This is a genomic window from Flavobacterium sp. B183 (assembly GCF_023539155.1).
Classification (GTDB): Bacteria; Bacteroidota; Bacteroidia; order Flavobacteriales; family Flavobacteriaceae; genus Flavobacterium; species Flavobacterium tructae.
Genome location: NZ_CP097434.1, coordinates 1,778,498 through 1,799,437, shown reverse-complemented (window position 1 = coordinate 1,799,437; position 20,940 = coordinate 1,778,498). Strand labels below are relative to the sequence as shown.

Sequence of the window (20,940 nt, the reverse complement as noted above, 5' to 3'; positions counted from 1 at the left end):
ATATTGTTTCTAATTAATAATTTTACTAAGTATTTCTAACTTTTACATGATAGAAAACGTTCGGTTTTGTACCAACATGCTCTAATAAATGATACATTCTTTCGCTTTCTGCTAACTTAGCAACTTCGCTTTCTTTATCATTTACATCTCCAAACACCATAGCTCCAGAAGAACAAGCTGCAGAACAAGCGCAAGCATTGTTGAATTCATCTTTCGCCACAACTCTTCCTTCACGTTTTGCCTGAAGAATAACAGCTTGTGTACTTTGAATACAGAATGAACATTTTTCCATAACTCCACGAGAACGAACGTTTACGTCTGGGTTTAATACCATACGACCTAAATCATCATTCATGTGATAGTCGAATTCACTGTTTTTGTTGTACAAGAACCAGTTGAAACGACGTACTTTGTATGGACAGTTGTTTGCACAGTAACGAGTACCAACACATCTGTTGTATGCCATGTGGTTTTGACCTTGACGACCGTGAGATGTTGCTGCAACCGGACAAACTGTTTCACAAGGAGCGTGGTTACAGTGTTGACACATTACTGGTTGGAATGCAACCTGTGGATTGTCTCCTGGTTTTTCCATTTCATTAAATGTAGATAATGAACTTGATAAACCTGCAATTCCTTCTTTTCTTTCGTTATCACCTTCAAAAGTGCTTTCAGAAGAATAGTATCTGTCGATACGTAACCAGTGCATATCACGGCTTCTTCTTACCTCTGCTTTACCAACAACAGGAACGTTGTTCTCAGCATGACAAGCAATAACACAAGCTCCACATCCTGTACAAGCATTTAAGTCGATAGAAAGGTTAAAGTGATGTCCTGTAGAACGATCAAATGATTCCCATAAATCTACTGTTGTAGCTTTAACTTCCTGGTGATCTAAAGATACCATTGGCTGTGGATTCCAATGTTCAGCATTTTCTTTGTTAAATACATCAAGGGTAGTTTCTTTAATGATATCTCCTCTACCCATTAATGTTTTTTGTCCCTGAACACAAGCAAACTCATGCTCTCCATTTGCTTTCGCAATAGAAACAGACTGAACACTATTGAAATTTTTATATAAAGCGTAAGCATTTAAACCTACCTGCATTTCTTCTTTTAACGCTGCCTTACGACCGTAACCAACTGCTAAACCAACTGTACCAACAGCTTGTCCTGGCTGAACAATTACCGGTACATTTTCTAATTTAGCCCCGTCAGCAGTAGTAATAGTAGCATAACTTCCGTTCAAACCACCGTTAGCAACGATTTCATTTGACAATCCTAATTTTTTAGCATCAGCATTAGAAACAGTAACATAGTTATCCCATGAAACTCTGGTAATTGGATCCGGGAACTCTTGTAACCAAGGGTTATTAGCATGTTGTCCATCTCCTAATCCGGTTTTAGTATATAATACTAATTCGAAATCACCAGCAGCTTTAGATTTTGCAAGTGCATTTGCAGCAGTAGCTGCATCAACAGCACCTCCAGATAATGCAGCAGATCCAACCACTGCAACACCATCATGTAATACTTTGTTCCAAGAAGATCCTGCAGTAAATGCTGAAGAATTAGCTTTTAAATAATCATAAAAAGTACCTCCGGCACCATTTAATGACAATAAAACATCCTGAAATTGTTTGGTATTAAAAATAGGGCGAATCGTTGGTTGCGTTAAGCTATAAGTTCCGCTTGTTATTTCTACATCTCCCCAAGACTCTAAATAATGAGGAGCCGGAGCAGCAACAGTAACAATTGAAGCAGTTTCATCTTCTTTTAATGAAAAAGCAACAGATGTTTTAACTTTTTTCAATCCTGAAACAAAAGCAGCAGAATCAGCTAAAGTGTAAGCAGGATTAACTCCACTCATAATTAAAGTATGAACACTTCCAGCATTCAGATCTTTAATTAATTGAGAAACAACAGCATTAGATCCTTTTCTAATTTGTCTTGCTCCTGCAGTAGTATAAGCTTCACTCGCCAAAATTTGGTTGATAGCTAAAACTAATAACTGAGCGTTTTTATCTTCGATTCCGGAAACCAGAACCCCTTTAGATCCGGCAGCTTTTAATTGCTGAGCAGCTTTCACTACTTCAGCTTTATAAGCAGCATCTAAAGTAACAGGAACAGAAGCACCTGCAATAATGTTATATATTTGAACTAAAGCCTGTTTTTGTACAGCACTAGTCATTGGAACACGCTTATCAGCAGCAGCTCCGGATAATGTCATATTTGATTCGAATTGGAAATGACGGGACATTTTTCCGTTTTGCGGAATACGTCCTTTTGCATATCCACTATCGTACCCACCACCTTGCCAGTCTCCTAAGAAATCAGCACCAACAGATACAATTAAATTAGATTTTGAAAAATCGTAATCAACTAAAGCTCTTTGACCGTAAACAGCCTGAAAAGCATCTAAAGCCTCAGATGAAGAAACTGCATCATAAACAACATGCTTAGCATTTGGATTTTTAGCAATAAATTCAGCGATTAATTTTTCAGTAGATGGACTTGCAAGTGTATTTGTTAATAATACAACCTGTTGGTTTTTAGCTTTTGCTTCAGCTAAACTTGATTTAATTTTTAAATCAACAGCTGACCAAGAAGTTTGTTTACCATCTACTTTTGGCTCTTTTAAACGAGCGCTATCATACAATCCTAAGATAGATGCGTGAATTCTCGCATTGGCTGCAAATTTAGCACCAGCGATTGCATTGTTTTCAATTTTAATTGGACGACCCTCACGAGTTTTTACCAAAAGATTAGCAAAATCAAAACCATCAAATACAGTAGTTGCATAATAATCTGCAACACCAGGAATGATTTGCTCTGGTTGTAAAACATAAGGGATAGACTTGTGCACAGGACCTTCACATGCAGCAAGTGTAACTGCCGCAGTACTAAATCCTACGTACTTTAAAAAGTCACGACGTGAAGTTCCAGATGAAGCTAAAGCATCTGCATTCCCTAAGAATTCATCTGTAGGAATCTCTTCAACAAACTCGTTATTTCTAAGCGCCTCAACAATAGAACTATTTTCTAGTTCTTCAACACTTTTCCAGTATTTTTTGTTTGATGACATTGTATATAAATATTAAAATCTTAATAATTCGATTAATAGTGGCATTTACCGCATTCTAAACCTCCCATTTGCGCTGCAGTTAATTTCTCTACACCGTATTTTTTAGAAAGTTCAGCATGAATTTTATCATAGTAGGCATTTCCTTCCATCTTAACATCAGTTTTTCTATGGCAATCAACACACCATCCCATTGTTAATTTAGAGTATTGCTTCATGATTTCAAATTCTTCCACAGGACCGTGACAAGTTTGACATTCGATACCTCCAACAGTAACGTGTTGAGAGTGGTTGAAGTAAACAAAATCAGGTAAGTTGTGAATACGAACCCATTTTACTGGCTGCGTTTTTCCGGTATAAGCTTGTTTTGCCTTATCCCAACCAACTGCATCATATAATTTTTGGATCTGAGCGTCGTAAAATGCTTTGCTGTACTCAGGAGTAGCAGTAGTTTCAGCAACTTCAGAGATGTTTTTATGACAGTTCATACAAACATTCAAAGATGGAATACCAGCAGTCTTACTTACACGAGCAGCAGAGTGACAATATTTACAATTGATTTCGTTATCACCAGCGTGAATTTTATGAGAATAATGAATTGGCTGAATTGGCTCATAATTTTGATCCACACCAACTTGCATTAAGTATCCGTACACAAAATATCCACTTGCCAATAGCAAGAATATTGCAGTAACTAATACCAAGAACTGGTTTCTAGCGAACGCTTTCCAGATAGGAGTCGTAGCTTCTTTAGGAGCAACTACAATTCCGTTATTACTAGCTACTTTAGTCAATACTTTGTTCACCATGAACAACATCACAACCAATATAGCCATTACAAGTGCAAGTGCACCTAAAATAATATTGTTTGAAATACCACCACCGTCAACATTAGTTCCCGGAGGAGTTGCAGCCCCACCAGCAGCAACAGCTGGCTCAGCTTTTACTTCAGAAGTATACGCGATAATATTATCAATATCTCCTGTTGATAATTGAGGAAAAGAAGTCATTACTGACTTGTTGTTTTCTTCAAAAAGTTTTACTGCTACAGGATCACCTGACTTAATCATGTCAGAACTGTTGTGAACCCATTTGTAGATCCAAGCAATATCATGCTTTCCAGCAACTCCCCTTAAAGCAGGACCCGTTGATTTGGCATCTAATTTGTGACATGCAGCGCAATTTGCATTAAAAAGTTCTTTCCCTTTTACCGGATCACCACCAGCAGTTGCAGCCGGAGCGGCAGCAGCTTCAGTCGCCGCAGGAGCAGCTGGATCTTGAGCAAATGAAGTTAGGGAGAAAAGCAGCGTTAGCGATAAGCTAAGCAGCAATTTTCTTGAGATCGAATTATGGTTACCCACCTTTTTCATATAGTATAATAATTATCTACTAATTTTTGGTATGATTTTTTCTGTAGTAAATCAACAAAAAACTAATACCTTCTTTTAAAACTTGCACAAAAATACGACTTATGTGTTATTCTCAAAACCTTAAAATAGTCTTAAATATCAATTTATATCAATTCTAAATAATATCAAATTTTCGCATACAAATTTTAAATACTATTTTTGTTCAAAAACCACCACATTATGAGAATTTTAACCCCATCCAAAAGAGTTTTCTTCACGCTAACAATGATCACTTTAGCTTACAACATTCAAGCTCAGGATCAAAATTTAACACTAAATCAAGATCCAAAATTTGAGCAATTATTGAATGACAAACGCAAAATTAACACATCAATAAGTACAAACGATACCTATAAAATTCAAATCTTCAGCGGCAAAAGCGAAGAAGCAAAGAAAACGTTATCGGATTTCAAAAGAGAATACAGCAACATCGATGGAACCATAATTTTCAACACTCCAAACTACAAGGTAATTGTTGGAAATTTCAAGACCAGAATAGAGGCGGAAAGAAACCTGGCAGACATCAAAAAGAGACACAAAAATGTTTTTCTATTAAAGCCAGGAAAGTAAACTCTTCATTAAAATAGAACAATCAAAAAAAGGGCAGCTTCAAAACGAAGCTGCCCTTTTTTTCATAACTTATTCTGATCCTAAAACACAACCTTCCACATCCTCTTATCTTTCTCTCCAAACCTTACTCAAACAACCCTACACCAGTCGCCAGCCAACACCTAAGATCACACCATACAGACAAGACTCTCAACAACATCAATATGCATACTCATGACGAATTCAAATGATTTCACCCCATGCGGAAAAGATAATTTTCCATCACTTAAAGCTCTCAGAAAGCAAATCCAATCATTCCACTTTAACACTTTCTTGTATATTCCAAATCAAATCTAAAAACTCGAGATACCGATACAAACAGACGAGTCAACAACATTAAACGATTTAACACACCCTCATCACACAAATAACCTTCCATCAATTATCCATATTTCGCAATTTACCCCCCCTATACCCTTGTTTCATTTTACAAACTGAAACAAAATATTACTCGGACTCAAAAAAACATCCCCAGACCTGAAACAATTATTAAGCAACTTATTCTTTCAAACAACAAACAACCTTACCCCTATTCAGTCCGACTCTCTACTTCCACAAACACCCTCTTCTTCCAATCACCCAAACAAAACAAACTCTTTTTTACTCCAACAAAAAAGTCCCGGCAAAAGCCAGGACTCTAAAACATAAATATTGAGCAGTAAATCAAAAATGCATTTAATTCACCACCTTAATTCCATCTGCCATAAATCGAATTTCTTCTTTCGGCTTGTTGATCGCATCAATTTCAGCTTTTGATTTTTTAGCATCTTTAGCATAATGTTTCAACTCATCGACAGAGGTGATTTTCTTCTCGGCCGTACCTTCCAAAACAACATTCTTACCTTTTAATGCTGTTGGCACAAAAAAAGCATAGTCCTTCATTTTCACAAAGAAGGAAGACCCATCTTCAGTTTTAACAGTAACCCAACATCCTTTCTTCGGACAAACATCGGTCACGATTCCTTTCACCGATATATTTTCAGCCTTATTAGTCGTTTTTAAGTCGCTTTTCAACTTCTCAACCGTGATCGCTTTGCTTTCTGAAATTTTCGAAACATCGGCACCGTAATGATCTCCCACTACAGCATTTCCTGCCGGAGGAGCACTCTTTTCAACTGCTTCCTGTGAAAAAGACACTGAAGAAAAACTCGCACAAAGAACGATTGCATATATAAATTTTCTCATAATTAAATATTTTTTAATCAAAAATAGCATTAAAATTGAAATAAACGAAAATATTAATCACACCTCATTTTTTTAAACACCATAAACTTCGTTTATATATTCTCACAAAAAAAGTCCCAACTCTCGTTGGGACTTTTGAATATCAATATTGACTATTATTTCAATTTCTTTTTGATTGCTACTTCGTGGTAAGCCTCAATAACATCTCTTTCTTCGATATCATTGTAACCTTTGATCTGAATACCACAATCGTACCCTTTAGTAACTTCTTTAACATCATCTTTGAAACGTTTCAATGCCACAAGTTCACCTGTGTGCACCACTACTCCATCTCTGATCACTCTAATTTTAGAAGATCTCATAATCTTACCGTCCATCACCATACAACCAGCGATTGAACCTACTTTAGAAATTTTGAAAATCTCACGAATTTCAGCAGTTCCTAAAATTTCTTCTTTCATCTCAGGAGCTAACATTCCTTCCATTGCATCTTTTAAGTCATCGATTGCAGCATAGATAATAGAATAGTAACGGATATCGATTTCTTCTTTATCAGCAAGCTGTCTCGCATTTCCTGCAGGACGAACATTAAATCCGATAATGATCGCATCAGATGCAGAAGCCAACATAACGTCAGTTTCAGTAATTGCTCCAACACCTTTATGAATGATATTAATTTGAATTTCTTCTGTAGACAATTTAGAGAATGAATCTGATAATGCTTCAACAGATCCATCAACGTCTCCCTTAAGGATTACGTTCAATTCTTTAAACTGACCAAGAGCGATACGACGTCCAATCTCATCCAATGTAATATGACGCTGTGTACGTACTGATTGTTCACGCATTAATTGAGAACGTTTAGATGCAATTTGTTTCGCTTCTTTTTCGTCTTCAAAAACGTTAAACTTATCACCGGCAGTTGCAGCTCCGTCAAGACCTAAAACAGATACCGGAGTTGAAGGCCCTGCTTCTTTAACAATATGTCCGCGTTCATCATGCATGGCTTTAATTTTACCATGATGCTTACCTGCCAACATATAATCTCCAATTTTTAAAGTTCCGTGTTGAACTAAAATAGTAGAAACATATCCTTTTCCTTTATCTAAGAACGCCTCAACAACAGTTCCCTGTGCTGCTTTATTTGGATTTGATTTTAAATCTAAGATTTCAGCTTCCAATAAAACTTTCTCTAACAATTCTTTCACTCCTAATCCTGTTTTAGCAGAGATATCGTGCGATTGAATTTTTCCACCCCAATCTTCAACAAGTAAATTCATACCTGCCAGTCTTTCTTTAATCTTATCCGGATTAGCATTTGGCTTATCCACTTTATTGATTGCAAAAATAATTGGAACACCCGCAGCTTGTGCGTGAGAGATCGCCTCTTTGGTTTGTGGCATGATATCATCATCCGCCGCAATTACAATGATAGCAATATCGGTAACCTGAGCTCCACGTGCACGCATCGCGGTAAACGCCTCGTGACCCGGAGTATCTAAGAATGCTATTTTCTGACCGTTATCTAAAGTTACTCCGTAAGCTCCAATGTGCTGTGTAATACCTCCAGACTCTCCGGCAATAACATTTTCTTTACGGATATAATCCAATAAAGAGGTTTTACCGTGATCGACGTGACCCATTACTGTAACAATTGGCGCTCTCACCACTAAGTCTTCTTCTTTATCTTCAACTACCTCAATAGCTTCTTCGATATCAACCGTGATAAACTCTACTTCGTAACCAAACTCATCCGCTACAATTGTTAGAGTTTCAGCATCCAGACGTTGGTTCATGGTAACCATGATACCAAGTGACATACACGTTCCAATTACTTTTGTAATCGGCACATCCATCATGATTGCAATTTCACCTACCGTAACGAACTCTGTAACTTTAATTGTTTTACTTCCTTCGTCAAGCGCTCTTTGCTCATCATCTGATTTCTGACGGTGCGTTTCTCTTTTATCTCTTCTGTATTTAGCCGCTTTAGATTTTCCACCTTTACCCTGAAGTTTTTCAAGAGTCTCTCTAATTTGGTTTTTTACTTCCTCTTCAGTCGGCTCCACTTTTGCTACAATTGCAGGACGGTTTCCTTTAACAAAACCTGGTCTCGCACTTCTGTTCGCATTAAAACCTCCTCCACCAGTATTTGGTGTAATTTTATTAGGGTTTGGAGTTCCCGGCGCATTACCTGTTGCAGGTTTTGGCGCCCCCGGAGTTCCCGGTTTAGGAGCGATTCTTTTACGCTTATTTTTATTAGCGTTATTTCCGGCTCCCGGAGCTCCTGGTTTATTAGGAGTTATCTTTGGATCTTCTTTCTTTTTCTTAGGCTTATTGAATTGAGACAAGTCAATTGTCTGCCCGGTAAGAGTAGTTCCAGATAATTTTTGATATTGTGTAGTAATTATTTCCTCAGCAGTGTTAGGATCAGTTGAAACAACCGGTTCCTGCGCTACTTTTGGAGACTCTACTTTTACTTCTTTCTTCTCTGTAATAATAGGTTTTTCTACCTTTTTCTCTTCAGAAACTACAGGAGCAACTACCGGCTCTGGCTGTACAATTTCTTTTTGAACAGGTTTTTCTGGTTGAGTTGGAGTAACAACTGCTTTTGGCTCTTCGGTTTTAGCCGGTTCCTCAGTAGTAGTAGAAACAATTGCAGGTTTCTTCGGGTTTAAATCAATTTTACCTACTTGAACAGGCCCTGTTACAACTGCTCTCGCTTTTATAACCTCCTGTTGTTTTTGGCGCTCTTCGTCTTGTCTGCGTTTGTCCTCAATTTCTTTCTCACGTTCAACACGTAATGCTTCTTTCTCTTTTCTTTTCTCTTCTCCTACCTCTTTAGAAGCTTCCTTATTCCCCTTATCGCCCGCAAATTGGCTTTGTAGGATATTAAATTCGCTATCAGAAATTTTCGCATTTGGATTTGCATCAATAGCAATACCCTTATCTTTTAGATAATCAACAGCTCTTTCTAACGAAATATTTAATTCCCTTAAAACCTTGTTTATTCTTATTACTCTCTCTTCAGACATATAACCTTTTTATTATTACCTTTTTCGTTGTGTTGTTAGAGCAGACAACTAACTGTCAAACTCCTCTTTTAGTATTTTCATAACATCAAGAATAGTTTCCTCTTCTAAATCTGTTCTTCTTACTAAATCTTCTACTTCTTGCTTCAGAATACTTTTTGCTGTATCCAAACCAATTTTAGCAAATTCTTCAATTACCCAGCCCTCGATTTCATCTGAGAATTCTGTTAATTCAACATCATCCTCATCTGCCGTTGCTCCTGCAACATCTCCTTCACGAATAACATCTAATTCGTAACCTGTTAACTGACCTGCTAATTTAATATTGTGACCTCCTCTACCAATTGCTTTAGAAACTTCTTCTAATTTCAAGAAAACTTCAGCTCTTTTGTTTTCTTCGTCGATTTTAATAGACGAAACTTTTGCAGGGCTTAAAGCTCTTGTAATAAACAATTGAATATTGTTTGTATAATTAATTACATCGATATTCTCGTTTCCTAACTCACGAACGATTCCGTGAATACGAGATCCTTTCATCCCTACACAAGCTCCAACTGGATCAATTCTATCATCATAAGAATCTACCGCTACTTTTGCTTTTTCTCCAGGAATACGCACTACATTTTTAACTGTAATCAAACCGTCGAATACCTCAGGAATTTCCTGTTCAAACAATTTCTCCAAAAACTTCTCAGAAGTTCTGGACATAATGATTTGAGGTTTGTTTCCTTTTAATTCAACGCTTTCAATAATTCCACGTACATTATCTCCTTTACGGAAAAAGTCAGACGGAATTTGTTTTTCTTTTGGAAGTACAATTTCATTTCCTTCATCATCGACCAAAATTACAACTCTTGGACGTACGTGGTGCACTTCGGCAGTATAAATATCACCGATAATATCTTTAAATTGCTTGTAAAGATTTGTATTATCGTGTTCGTGAATTTTAGATATTAAGTTTTGACGCAAAGCTAAAATAGCTCTTCTTCCTAAATCAATCAATTTTACCTCTTCAGAAACCTCTTCACCGATTTCAAAGTCAGCTTCAATCATTCTTGCTTCTGTCAAAGTAATCTCTTCGTTTTCAAAATCCAGATCTTCATCAGCAACAATTACTCTTCTTCTCCAGATCTCCATATCTCCTTTATCAGGATTTATAATGATGTCAAAGTTATCATCAGAACCGTATTTTTTCTTTAATGCATTTCTAAACACGTCCTCTAAAATTGCCATAAGCGTTACACGATCAATAAGTTTATTATCTTTAAACTCTGAGAATGAATCGATTAATGCTAAATTTTCCATGCGAATTCTTTAATTAAAATGTTACTGTAACAATTGCCTCTTTAATTTCTGTATAAGGTATTTGTTGCTCTTTTTGAACTGTTTCTTTTCCTTTTCCTACTTTTTTCGGTTCTCTTGCTTTCCAAGACAAAATTATAAAAACATCGTTAGCTTCCACCAATTCTGCCTCAATTTTTTCAGTATTTGTAGTAACAATCAACGTTCTACCAATATTTTTAATGTATTGTCTTGTCATTTTCAAAGGCGACCCTACTCCAACAGATGCTACTTCAAGCGAAAAATCCTGCTCTTCACGATCCAGATTATTCTCGATTGCACGACTAATGTCAATACAATCCTGCAGCGCCACTCCATTATCACCATCTAAACCAACACTAATCTTAAAAGAGTCTGACACAGCCAGATCAATCAAAAAGATCGATGGCTTCTCCAGAAGAGCTTCTGTAATTAATCCGTTTACTTTTTCTTTAAATGTCATAATTTTATAAAAAGAGGGGACACTTAGTCCCCTCATTATTTAGATTTTAATAAATAACGGTGCAAATATAGTGTTTTTTTTATAAATCAAAATAAATAGATTAACCTAAAAATATTTCTTATCTTTATAATAGCATCAAAACGATCGATTTTTTAACTATTCAAGCCCTAAAACACCATGAAACGAATCCTAGTACCTACCGATTTCTCCGAACATGCAGAGGACGCTTTAAAAGTCGCCTCTCAAATTGCAAAGAAAAACAATTCTGAGATAATCATTTTACACATGCTCGAATTACCCAGCCAAATGAACGATGCTGTTCTAGGAGGCGCAAGCATCCCCGAGACAATGCTTTTCATGAAAAAAGCCAACGAAATGCTGGATCAGGTTTCATCAAGACCTTATCTGGACGGAATTCCGATTACGGAAATTGTAAAAATAGACAAACCCATTCATGGCATTACTCAGGTAAGTAAAGAATATGAAATCGATTTAATCGTAATGGGATCACACGGATCATCCGGCATAGAAGAACTATTAATAGGGTCAAATACCGAAAAAGTAGTTCGAAATTCTGAAATCCCAGTTTTAGTAATCAAAAAAGACACTACAAATTTCAATGCCTCTACTATTGTTTTCGCCTCAGACTTCTCAGAAGAAGCCAAAGAACCCTTCAAAAAATTCCTGAAATTCACGAAGGCTTTTGACTCAAAAATACACCTGGTCACCATCTGCACCCCTAACAGCTTCAAACCAACTCATGAATTACAAAAAACAATAGATGCCTTTGTAACCGAATTTAACCTGACCCATTACTCTGCTCATATTTACAATGACACCAACATCGAAAAAGGAATCATCAACTTCTCCAACAGCATCAATGCCGATATTATAGGAATGTGTACACACGGAAGAACTGGCTTTGCTCATTTTTTCAACGGCAGTATCAGCGAAGGACTTGTAAATCATGCCATCAGACCGGTACTTACTTTTAAAATTTAAAAAAAATAAACGCATAAAAAAAGCCTCTCGATTGAGAGGCTTTTTACGTTGGTCTACTAGGACTCGAACCTAGAAAGACTGCACCAAAAACAGTTGTGTTACCATTACACCATAGACCAGCAGTGCTGTTAAGCGAGTGCAAATTTAAACCTTTTTTTAGTTTACACAAACTTTTTCTCAACAAAAATATCAATATTTCAGAATTAATAAATCGTAACCCCCCAGCCTTCCTACCCTCAAACCGTTTTCCCAACCCTAAAACACCACACAAACCTCACAAAACCAGTTATTAATTCCAAAAAAAACGAAGCACAAATTTTTTGATTTTTTTTTTACACACTCCAGTATTTTTTTTTCTCAGCAGATACCGCATTTGAACAACACCCATTCATAAAGACCGAAAATCAAGAAAATCACAAATGGAATTTCAGAAACTTCAACCACATTACTCCTTGTTCTGAGAAGCACATATAACACCTGAAACACTATTAACAAAACAACAAACACCCACTTTAAAACACCATAAAAACAAAAAAAAAAAAAAAAAAGAGAAAGTTTCACAACGCAAAACTTCCTCTTTTTATTTTCAAACATTTTTGAACTTAAAAATTCAACAACGTTTCTTTTTTTTCACAAAACTAGACAAGTACGGCAAGTAATTGCTGAACAGTTACACCTAGAATTCGTGCTACCTCCCATATTGTCTTACCCTCATTCAGCAAGGCTAAAGCATCACTCAAAAGGCCTCCGCCTTTTACTTGTTTCATTTGAGTAGAATCCAACTCTGTAAAATTCATTTCTTTAATAGTTTTCATAATTTTAATTTTTTAGAATTATTAATTAGCTATAACAAAAAACTTATTCTACCATCAAATATACACAAAAAAACTTACAAACAACAATCAGTATGTACTAAATATTCTATTTTTAAACCTAAACACACTTAACCAACCACTATCTCGTCAACACAAAAAAAATTAAAATCTATTAAATCCCTAACAAAATCTTATATTAACCGAAACATCAGCGCATAAAAAAAGCCTCTCGATTGAGAGGCTTCTTATGTTGGTCTACTAGGACTCGAACCTAGAAAGACTGCACCAAAAACAGTTGTGTTACCATTACACCATAGACCAGCAGTGCGGTTAAGCGAGTGCAAATTTAGAGCTTTATTTAGTTTGTGCAAACTTTTTGAGCAAAAAAAATCATTTTTTACTGTTTTTTTCTCTTCAAAATCGCTAGCAAATCCACAAGTATTTCACAAACAACACCTTAATACAACCAAATACTTTTATAGATTTTTTTGTTAATGCTCGTTTCTTTAAACAAAAAAACATTTTCTTTGTAGGATATAAAAAATACGAAATTTTAACACCTAAATATGGCACAATTCAATTTCAATAAATGGAATACTATTATTGGTTGGTTTGCATTTGCAATCGCTTTAATTACTTATACATTAACTGTTGAACCTACGATGAGTTTTTGGGACTGTGGAGAATATATAGCTACAGCCGCTAAACTGGAAGTAGGACACCCTCCCGGAGCTCCTTTATTTCAAATGATGGGGGCTTTTTTCGCGATGTTTGCGACAGATGCACAACATGTAGCGGTAATGGTTAATATGATGTCGGTTTTTTCAAGCGCCTTTACCATTCTATTTATGTTTTGGTCTTCTTCTATGATTTTGAAAAAAATTGTAGCACGTTTTGCCGAAATCGACCAAAACAATTCAATTGTTATTTTAGGAAGTTCTTTTGTTGGAGCTCTTACCTACACTTTCTCAGACAGTTTTTGGTTTAATGCTGTTGAGGCAGAAGTTTACGCGATGGCCTCCCTTTTAATCGCCTTGCTTTTCTGGCTTGGTTTACGCTGGGAACAGGACATGGACAAACCAAAAGGAAACAAATGGTTATTGATCATTTCTCTTGTTATCGGACTATCGTTTGGAGTTCACTTTATGGCTTTGTTAACCATTCCTTCTATTGGTTTTCTGTACTACTTTAAACATTACGAAAAAGTTACCATCAAAAACTTTCTTATTGCCAATGTTGTTGTAATTGGTGTTCTTCTCTTTATCTTCAAATTGCTTTTACCTTTAACAATGGAAGCCTTTGCTGATACTGAAGTTTTTATGGTAAACAGCTTTGGATTACCATTTAACTCGGGAACGATTTTCGTAACACTGCTTCTAATTGCCTTCTTCTATTTTGGATTAAAATATACCAAACAAAAAGGATTGATTTTTTACAACACTATTATTCTTTGTGTTCTTTTTATATTTATTGGATTCTCTACCTGGATCATGCTGCCTGTACGTGCCAATGCCAACACCGTAATCAACGAAAACAAACCTTCGGATGCCGCGGAAGTACTGGCGTACTACAATCGTGAACAATATGGAGTAAATCCTCTTTTTTACGGACCTCAGTACACGGAGTATTTCGCAGGTCTTGATGCAAAAAATCCTTATTCAGACAAAGCACCTAACTACGAAAGAGATTACAAAACAGGTAAATACATCATTACCAATAATTTCAAAAACGCTCAGCAAAACTCTGACGATAACCAAAAAACAATTCTTCCTAGAATGTGGAGTACCGAAATGGGGCACATTCAGAACTATATCAACTTTACAACTCCGCCTAACTTCAGAATAAACCCTAATTATGACTACGAGCAGGATTTAGGAAAATACGGAATTGACGCCAGTCAGTTAACTGAAGAAGAATACAACAAAGCTACAGCTCAATTGCGAAATGAAGTTGAAAAAACAATTTCAGAATTCAGAAAAGCTTACGCGCAAAAACAAATTGATAACGAAGGTTATGTGAAATTCTTAAAAAGCTATGGTGATTACCTGATTATCGAAAAACCATCTGCTGTAGACAATTTCAGTTTCATGTTTGAATACCAATTCGGATATATGTACTGGAGATATTTAATGTGGAACTTCGTTGGACGTCAGAGTGATGTTCAGGGAAAATACGATAATATTGACGGAAACTGGATTAGCGGAATCAAGGCCCTTGACTCTTTACACCTTGGCTCACAAGACAATTTACCTTCTGATGTTACCAACAATAAAGGAAGAAATGTGTATTACTTCCTGCCATTTATTCTTGGACTTATCGGATTAATGTACCATGCCAACAAGGACTTAAAAAGTTTTTATGTACTATTAGCTCTATTCTTATTTACCGGAATTGCTTTAAAAATATACCTGAACGAAAGACCTTTTGAGCCTCGTGAAAGAGATTATGCATTAGTAGGATCATTTTATGTGTTTGCCATCTGGATTGGTTTTGGTGTTTATTCACTTTACGAAAGCATCCAAAAATATATCGCTCCTAAAATTGCCGGTCCGGTTATTATTGCTGCAAGTTTATTGGCCGCACCTGTTTTAATGGCTTCTCAAAACTGGGACGATCATGACAGGTCCGGAAGATATACTGCAGTGGCAATGGCAAAAGCATACCTAAATTCGTGCGATAAAGATGCTATTTTATTTACCATTGGAGACAATGACACCTTCCCGCTTTGGTATGCTCAGGAAATTGAAGGCATCAGAACCGATGTTAAAATCGTAAACACCAGCTTATTTATGACCGATTGGTACATTGATCAAATGAAAGCGAAAGCTTACGAATCTGATCCGTTACCAATATCCTTCACCCATGATGAATATGTGGGGGACAAATTGGATTATGTAGCTCACATCCCTAAAATTGAAACACGCTGGAACATTAAAGATTTTATTGATTTTATTAAAAATCCTAAATCAACTGTAGGCTTACAAAACGGACAAACGATCCATTTCTATCCTACGAACAAAATCAGAGTTCCTATTGACAAAAATGTGATTATTAAAAATAAAGTAGTTAATCCAAAATACAACGACTCTATTGTTCCTTATATGGATATCGACATCAAAGGAAGTGCTTTATACAAAAATCGCTTAATGATGCTTGACATTCTAGCCAACAATAACTGGAAAAGACCTATTTATTTTAGCGGAGGAGCTTTTGACGATGAAGATTACTTATGGTTGAAAAACTATTTGCAATTGGACGGAATGGTTTACAAATTAGTCCCTATTAAAAATGTACCTTCAAAAGACGGAGGACCTATGGATATGGGGCAAATGGATGCTGATAAATCGTACGATATTGTAATGAAATGGGACTGGGGCAATAGCAATGGTAATATTTATCACGATCCTGAAACCAGAAGAAACAGTATCACATACCGTACGAATTTATCCCGTTTAATGGATCAGTTAATTGCCGAAGGCAAAACAGATAAAGCCAAAAAAGTGATCGAACTGGCAATGACAAAAATGCCGGTAGACAAATTTGGTTATTACTCTTTAGTAGAACCTTTTGCAGGAGGATATTACAAAGTGGGAGAAACTGCCAAAGCGCATGATTTATTAAACCAACTGGTACAGAAATACAAAGAAGAACTAAACTATTATGCCACTCTGACTCCTGGTGATCAAACTGACTTAGCGATTGACATCATTACTGACATCGAACGTTACAGAAGTCTATTACAAGTGATGAAAGAAAACAACGATCTTACTTTCTACGAAAAGCACAAAGTAACGTTTAATACTTATGTAAATGTTTTCGAACGTTTTGGAAGAGAAAAAGAATAATAAGATACGAAAAACATAGCAATTAAAAAAATGCAGCGCCGCTTGATTAGTAGCGCTGCATTTTTTAATTTTACATATCTGTAAACCAAAACAAAATGAGCTTTTATTGGGTAAAAACAAATTCATTCATAAAAAAGGTGTTTTCTAAATATTGTTGGGACATTCCAAACAACGAAAAGAAAATATACCTCACCTTTGATGATGGCCCAACTCCCGAGATTACAGACTGGGTCCTGTCTGAATTGAAAAAGTTTGATGCAAAAGCCACTTTCTTCTGTATTGGGAAAAACATAAAAGCTAACCTTTCTTTGTTTGAAAAACTAATCAAAGAAGGACATTCTATTGGCAACCATACCATGAACCACGTTAATGGCTGGAAAAGCCATACCGATGATTATATTAAAAATGTACAAAATTGTGCCGCTGTTCTGGAAGAGGAAAAAACATGCAACCTTATCTTTCGTCCTCCTTATGGAAAGATCAAAAAGGCACAATCTAAAATTCTTCGAAAATTAGGATATAAAATCATCATGTGGGACGTTTTAAGCGCTGATTTCGACCAGAGCATCACACCTGAGAAATGTCTTGAAAACGTAACAAAAAATGTAAAATCAGGAAGCGTTATTGTATTTCACGACAGCATAAAAGCCTCGCCAAATTTAAAATTTGCCTTGCCTAAAACCTTACACTTTTTAAAAGAAAATGGGTATACATTTGATATTATTCACTAAATAATATCCTTAAGAAGTAGTATTCTATAAATTAAATCGTTCCTGAACAATTCCTATAATTGTATTCGCATCCAGTTCGCCGGATTGTCTCCAAATCATCTGTCCTTCTTTATAAATCATTAAAGTAGGAAGTCCCTTAATACGCAGTGCTTCTGCTAATTCCTGATTTTTATCTACATCAATTTTGATCACCTTGGCTTTATCGCCAAGTGCAGCCGCAACATCCTTAATTACAGGATGCATTGATACAGATGATTCGTTCCAATCGGTGTAAAAATCAATCAACACTGGAACTTGAGCATTTATAAGTTCTCCAAATTTTGACATAAAACCAAAAATTTAATTCTTTTTTAATCTTTTAAAAAGAGGTAATTATATACAAATGTAGCATTTTTAACGAATTAAGCCACATTGTTCCCCTTTTTTAGTTCAATCACGGTTATTTCGGGCATAATCCCTACACGCCCCGGATATGCGTGAAAACCAAATCCACGATTTACATAAACATAACGACTTACATTTTCATATAAGCCTGCCCATTGTTTATAAATATACTGAGCCAGACTCCATTTAAAATAACCCGGAATTTCTATTCCAAATTGCATGCCATGTGTGTGACCTGACAAGGTTAAATGAAAATTTTTCGGATGATCTTTAATTACGTATTCCCAGTGTGTCGGGTCATGGCTCATCACCACTTTAAAATCGCCCTGAGACACATTCTGAGAGGCTTTATCTATATCTCCGTACTTCGCAAAATTCTTCCCCCAGTTTTCTACACCAATCAGTGCAATTTTGTCTTCTCCTTTTTGAATGTATCGGTGCTCGTTTAACAGAAGCTCGAATCCAATTTGCCCATAAAGGCTTTTAATTTCTTCAAAATTTTCCTTTTTATCCTTTTCGGAAGGCCAGGTTACATATTCGCCATAGTCATGATTACCTAAAACAGAAAACTTCCCGTATTTATAGTTTTTTATTCTCTTAAAAGTCTCCAACCACGGATGCATTTCTTTAGCATGTGTATTGACAATATCTCCTGTAAACAAAATCAAATCGGCTTCCTGAGCATTAATCAGATCAATAGCATAGTTTATTTTATCCGGATTGTCAAAACTTCCGCTGTGAACGTCTGATATCTGAGTAATTTTAAAACCATCAAAAGCATCCGGAAGATCCGGAAAAAAGACAGTTTGCTTGATTACCTTAAAATTGTATTTCCCTTCAAATATTCCATAAATCAAGGAAAGAAAAGGAACTGCTGCCAATCCTAAGGCAATCTGACTGATAAATTTTCTCCTCTCGGGCATCATTTCCTTTTTTGGAACATTATACACGAAGTAATTGACGATGCTTGCTCCTATTCTAAAAATATCCTCACCAAACATAAAAAGCGTAAGAACAATTTTTGGCACATAAACCAACAACATTAATCCTGTTGTAAACATAAATTGTTTCGTTTGTCCAACAGACCGGTCAATTTGCGAAAAAGAATAAATGATAAAAATTAGAATTAGTAAACTTATAACCTGATAACTAATCAAAACCCATCTTAACTTGATTAAGGCCCGAAACGCCTGGTAAGAATAGTACTCAATAAACAATAGAAGAGCACAAAGAATTAGAAACTTAAGGATCATTATTTTTAGTTTTAAGCAAAGTAACAAAGAATGAAAATCTTATGGCTTTTTATTATCAAAAATTTAACGCTGTTAATGACAAAAAGCTGACAGATTACTCTATCAGCTTTTTTTCTACCAAATTTTTAAAACCTTTTAAAATCCACAACATGTGTTTACCGAAGTAAACTATACCTTTTTATTTTTGTGTTTTTGCTGCTTCCGGTTTAGCGGCTGCTTCTTTTTTCGCTTTTTTATCTGCTTTTTTCTCTTTTTTAGGAGCTTTTGCTTCTTTTACAGGGGCTGATTTTGCTGGAGTTGTTTGAGCGTTCACCATAGCAACTGTTCCTAAAACAGCTACTGCTAACATTACTAATTTTCTCATGATTTTAGTTTTATGATTATTATTATCTTCATTTATTATACCCCAAAGATATTCTCACAAAATGAAGATAAAATGAAGATTAGGCCTGTCTGAAAAAATTAACTTTTAATTATGTTTTTGCTCTCCGGGAAACAATAATGTAAAGGTGGTTCCTTTATCAATCTCAGACGTGACCTTAATTTCAATATGATGAAAAGAAGCAATACTCTCTGCAATAGCAAGCCCTAACCCCTGCCCTTCCTGATCTGAACTAAGTCTGGCAAATCTGTTGAATATATGTTCTATTTGAAAATCATTCATCCCAACACCGGAATCGGCAATAGAAATAAAATAGTTATGGTCCTGAAAACCATCCGTAACACTTATGCTGCCCTGAGGTTTATTGTATTTTATGGCATTGGTAACCAAATTATAAATAAGAATATGAATCAGCGTTTTGTTTCCTGTAAAAGCATAATGATGGTTCATTTTATTCCAAAACTGAATTTCTCTGTCGTCGATACGATCCTGTAAGTCTTCCTGCAAATCGGTAACCATTTCATGAAAATTTATATTCTCGTTGGCTTCATATTGATTGTTTTCGATTCTGGAAATCAACAATAAATTATTAATGATTTTTTTGAGCATATCCAATGTTTTCAATGCTCCTGCAATTTTATCAATGGCATTATCATCTAAAGATTCATTTTGCAATAAGTTCTCAAACTTACTTTTGAGCAATGCAATTGGCGTTAGCAGCTCGTGGGAAACATTTGATATGAACTGTTTTTCCTTTTTAAAAAGCTCCGCAATACGATCCATCATTTGGTTTAAAACAGAATCGAGTTCTCTAAAATCATGAGACCTGACTTTGATTGGAGTATGATCAAAAGCTTCAGGTTCATTGACCCGCCTTATCTTGGTATCAATAATTTTATAAAAAGGCTTTAATAAGTATTCGATATAAAAAGTATCTGCCAAAAAAGTAATCAATAATATCACCACAAAAACGATAATAATAAAAAATCGAATGATAAAAGTAAGGTCTTTTACTTCTCCCAAACTGCTTCCAATTTCGAGCTGGTATCCCTGATTTCCGAAGGTAAAATGATACTGCAAGATTCTGTATTCGTTTTCTTCTCCTTCAATAATTCGGTAATCATTACTAAAAACAGGTTTTTTCTGATCGTGTTTTAGAGAAGATTTTGAGAGCACCAAAAACTCGCTGTGAAGCGTTGAAAACTGTGAATAGGTTTCGGTCGAATCACCTGAATTTTCAATAAAGTCATCGATTTCATTCTGATTCAGATGTTCAATAAACTTCTGCTTCTTTTCGAGCAGCCCGTTATTGATATGTCTGTACACCACATTTTCTACCAAAATAGGCAGCATCAGCCATAAAATAAAAATAACCAACAGTCTTGTCAGCGCATTAAAAATAGCCAATTGATGTTTTATCTTCACAAC

General features: G+C 35.7%; 15 protein-coding genes and 2 tRNA genes. 4 read left to right on the top strand and 13 right to left on the bottom strand.

The annotated features are described in order from the left end of the window. Nucleotides 1–25 precede the first annotated feature (25 nt). Nucleotides 26–3,085, bottom strand: a complete 3,060-nt coding sequence (locus M4I44_RS08070) for a TAT-variant-translocated molybdopterin oxidoreductase (protein ID WP_249967000.1) — start codon at nt 3,083–3,085, stop codon at nt 26–28. A gap of 32 nt (nt 3,086–3,117) precedes the next feature. Continuing rightward, the gene (locus tag M4I44_RS08065; RefSeq protein ID WP_017498152.1) at nt 3,118–4,452 is read right to left on the bottom strand and encodes a c-type cytochrome; all 1,335 of its coding nucleotides are present in this window, start codon (nt 4,450–4,452) and stop codon (nt 3,118–3,120) included. A 219-nt stretch (nt 4,453–4,671) separates the two neighbouring features. On the opposite strand from M4I44_RS08065, the gene M4I44_RS08060 reads away from it, so the two are divergent. Next, the gene (locus M4I44_RS08060; RefSeq protein WP_026110154.1) at nt 4,672–5,061 is read left to right on the top strand and encodes an SPOR domain-containing protein; all 390 of its coding nucleotides are present in this window, start codon (nt 4,672–4,674) and stop codon (nt 5,059–5,061) included. A gap of 714 nt (nt 5,062–5,775) precedes the next feature. Here the strand turns inward: M4I44_RS08060 and M4I44_RS08055 are convergent. The 4 genes from M4I44_RS08055 to rimP form a co-directional block, all read right to left on the bottom strand. Beyond that, complete coding sequence (locus M4I44_RS08055) at nt 5,776–6,285, bottom strand: DUF4920 domain-containing protein (RefSeq protein ID WP_249966999.1); 510 nt, start codon at nt 6,283–6,285, stop codon at nt 5,776–5,778. Between the two features lie 155 nt (nt 6,286–6,440). Then, nucleotides 6,441–9,320, bottom strand: coding sequence for a translation initiation factor IF-2 (gene infB, locus M4I44_RS08050; RefSeq protein ID WP_017498148.1), 2,880 nt, complete (start codon nt 9,318–9,320; stop codon nt 6,441–6,443). 48 nt (nt 9,321–9,368) lie between these two features. After that, on the bottom strand, nt 9,369–10,622 hold the full coding sequence (gene nusA / locus M4I44_RS08045; protein ID WP_017498147.1) for a transcription termination factor NusA: 1,254 nt from the start codon (nt 10,620–10,622) through the stop codon (nt 9,369–9,371). A gap of 13 nt (nt 10,623–10,635) precedes the next feature. Continuing rightward, nucleotides 10,636–11,100, bottom strand: a complete 465-nt coding sequence (rimP, locus tag M4I44_RS08040) for a ribosome assembly cofactor RimP (RefSeq protein ID WP_017498146.1) — start codon at nt 11,098–11,100, stop codon at nt 10,636–10,638. Between the two features lie 177 nt (nt 11,101–11,277). On the opposite strand from rimP, the gene M4I44_RS08035 reads away from it, so the two are divergent. Continuing rightward, entirely contained in the window at nt 11,278–12,102 is an 825-nt protein-coding gene (locus tag M4I44_RS08035) for a universal stress protein (RefSeq protein WP_249966998.1), read from the top strand. Between the two features lie 48 nt (nt 12,103–12,150). Here M4I44_RS08035 and M4I44_RS08030 read toward each other — a convergent pair. The 3 genes from M4I44_RS08030 to M4I44_RS08020 form a co-directional block, all read right to left on the bottom strand. Beyond that, a tRNA-Gln gene (locus M4I44_RS08030) sits at nt 12,151–12,221 on the bottom strand. Between the two features lie 519 nt (nt 12,222–12,740). Continuing rightward, nucleotides 12,741–12,917, bottom strand: coding sequence for a hypothetical protein (locus tag M4I44_RS08025; RefSeq protein ID WP_017498143.1), 177 nt, complete (start codon nt 12,915–12,917; stop codon nt 12,741–12,743). A 250-nt stretch (nt 12,918–13,167) separates the two neighbouring features. Next, nucleotides 13,168–13,238: transfer RNA gene (locus tag M4I44_RS08020), tRNA-Gln, on the bottom strand. A gap of 245 nt (nt 13,239–13,483) precedes the next feature. Between M4I44_RS08020 and M4I44_RS08015 the strand changes: the two genes are divergently transcribed. Further along, complete coding sequence (locus M4I44_RS08015) at nt 13,484–16,762, top strand: DUF2723 domain-containing protein (RefSeq protein ID WP_249966997.1); 3,279 nt, start codon at nt 13,484–13,486, stop codon at nt 16,760–16,762. A 95-nt stretch (nt 16,763–16,857) separates the two neighbouring features. Next, on the top strand, nt 16,858–17,493 hold the full coding sequence (locus M4I44_RS08010; protein ID WP_017498140.1) for a polysaccharide deacetylase family protein: 636 nt from the start codon (nt 16,858–16,860) through the stop codon (nt 17,491–17,493). 24 nt (nt 17,494–17,517) lie between these two features. Here the strand turns inward: M4I44_RS08010 and M4I44_RS08005 are convergent, their stop codons facing one another. The 4 genes from M4I44_RS08005 to M4I44_RS07990 all read right to left on the bottom strand — a co-directional run bounded on the left by M4I44_RS08005 (nt 17,518) and on the right by M4I44_RS07990 (nt 20,937). Continuing rightward, nucleotides 17,518–17,820, bottom strand: a complete 303-nt coding sequence (locus tag M4I44_RS08005; RefSeq protein WP_017498139.1) for a co-chaperone YbbN — start codon at nt 17,818–17,820, stop codon at nt 17,518–17,520. A gap of 74 nt (nt 17,821–17,894) precedes the next feature. Then, a complete protein-coding gene (locus M4I44_RS08000) occupies nt 17,895–19,130 on the bottom strand; it encodes a metallophosphoesterase (protein WP_249966996.1) in 1,236 nt (411 codons plus the stop codon). A 178-nt stretch (nt 19,131–19,308) separates the two neighbouring features. After that, nucleotides 19,309–19,494 (bottom strand): hypothetical protein, encoded by a 186-nt coding sequence (locus tag M4I44_RS07995; RefSeq protein ID WP_026110152.1) that lies wholly within the window; start codon nt 19,492–19,494, stop codon nt 19,309–19,311. A gap of 105 nt (nt 19,495–19,599) precedes the next feature. Then, complete coding sequence (locus M4I44_RS07990; RefSeq protein WP_249966995.1) at nt 19,600–20,937, bottom strand: cell wall metabolism sensor histidine kinase WalK; 1,338 nt, start codon at nt 20,935–20,937, stop codon at nt 19,600–19,602. Between the last annotated feature and the right edge of the window lie 3 nt (nt 20,938–20,940).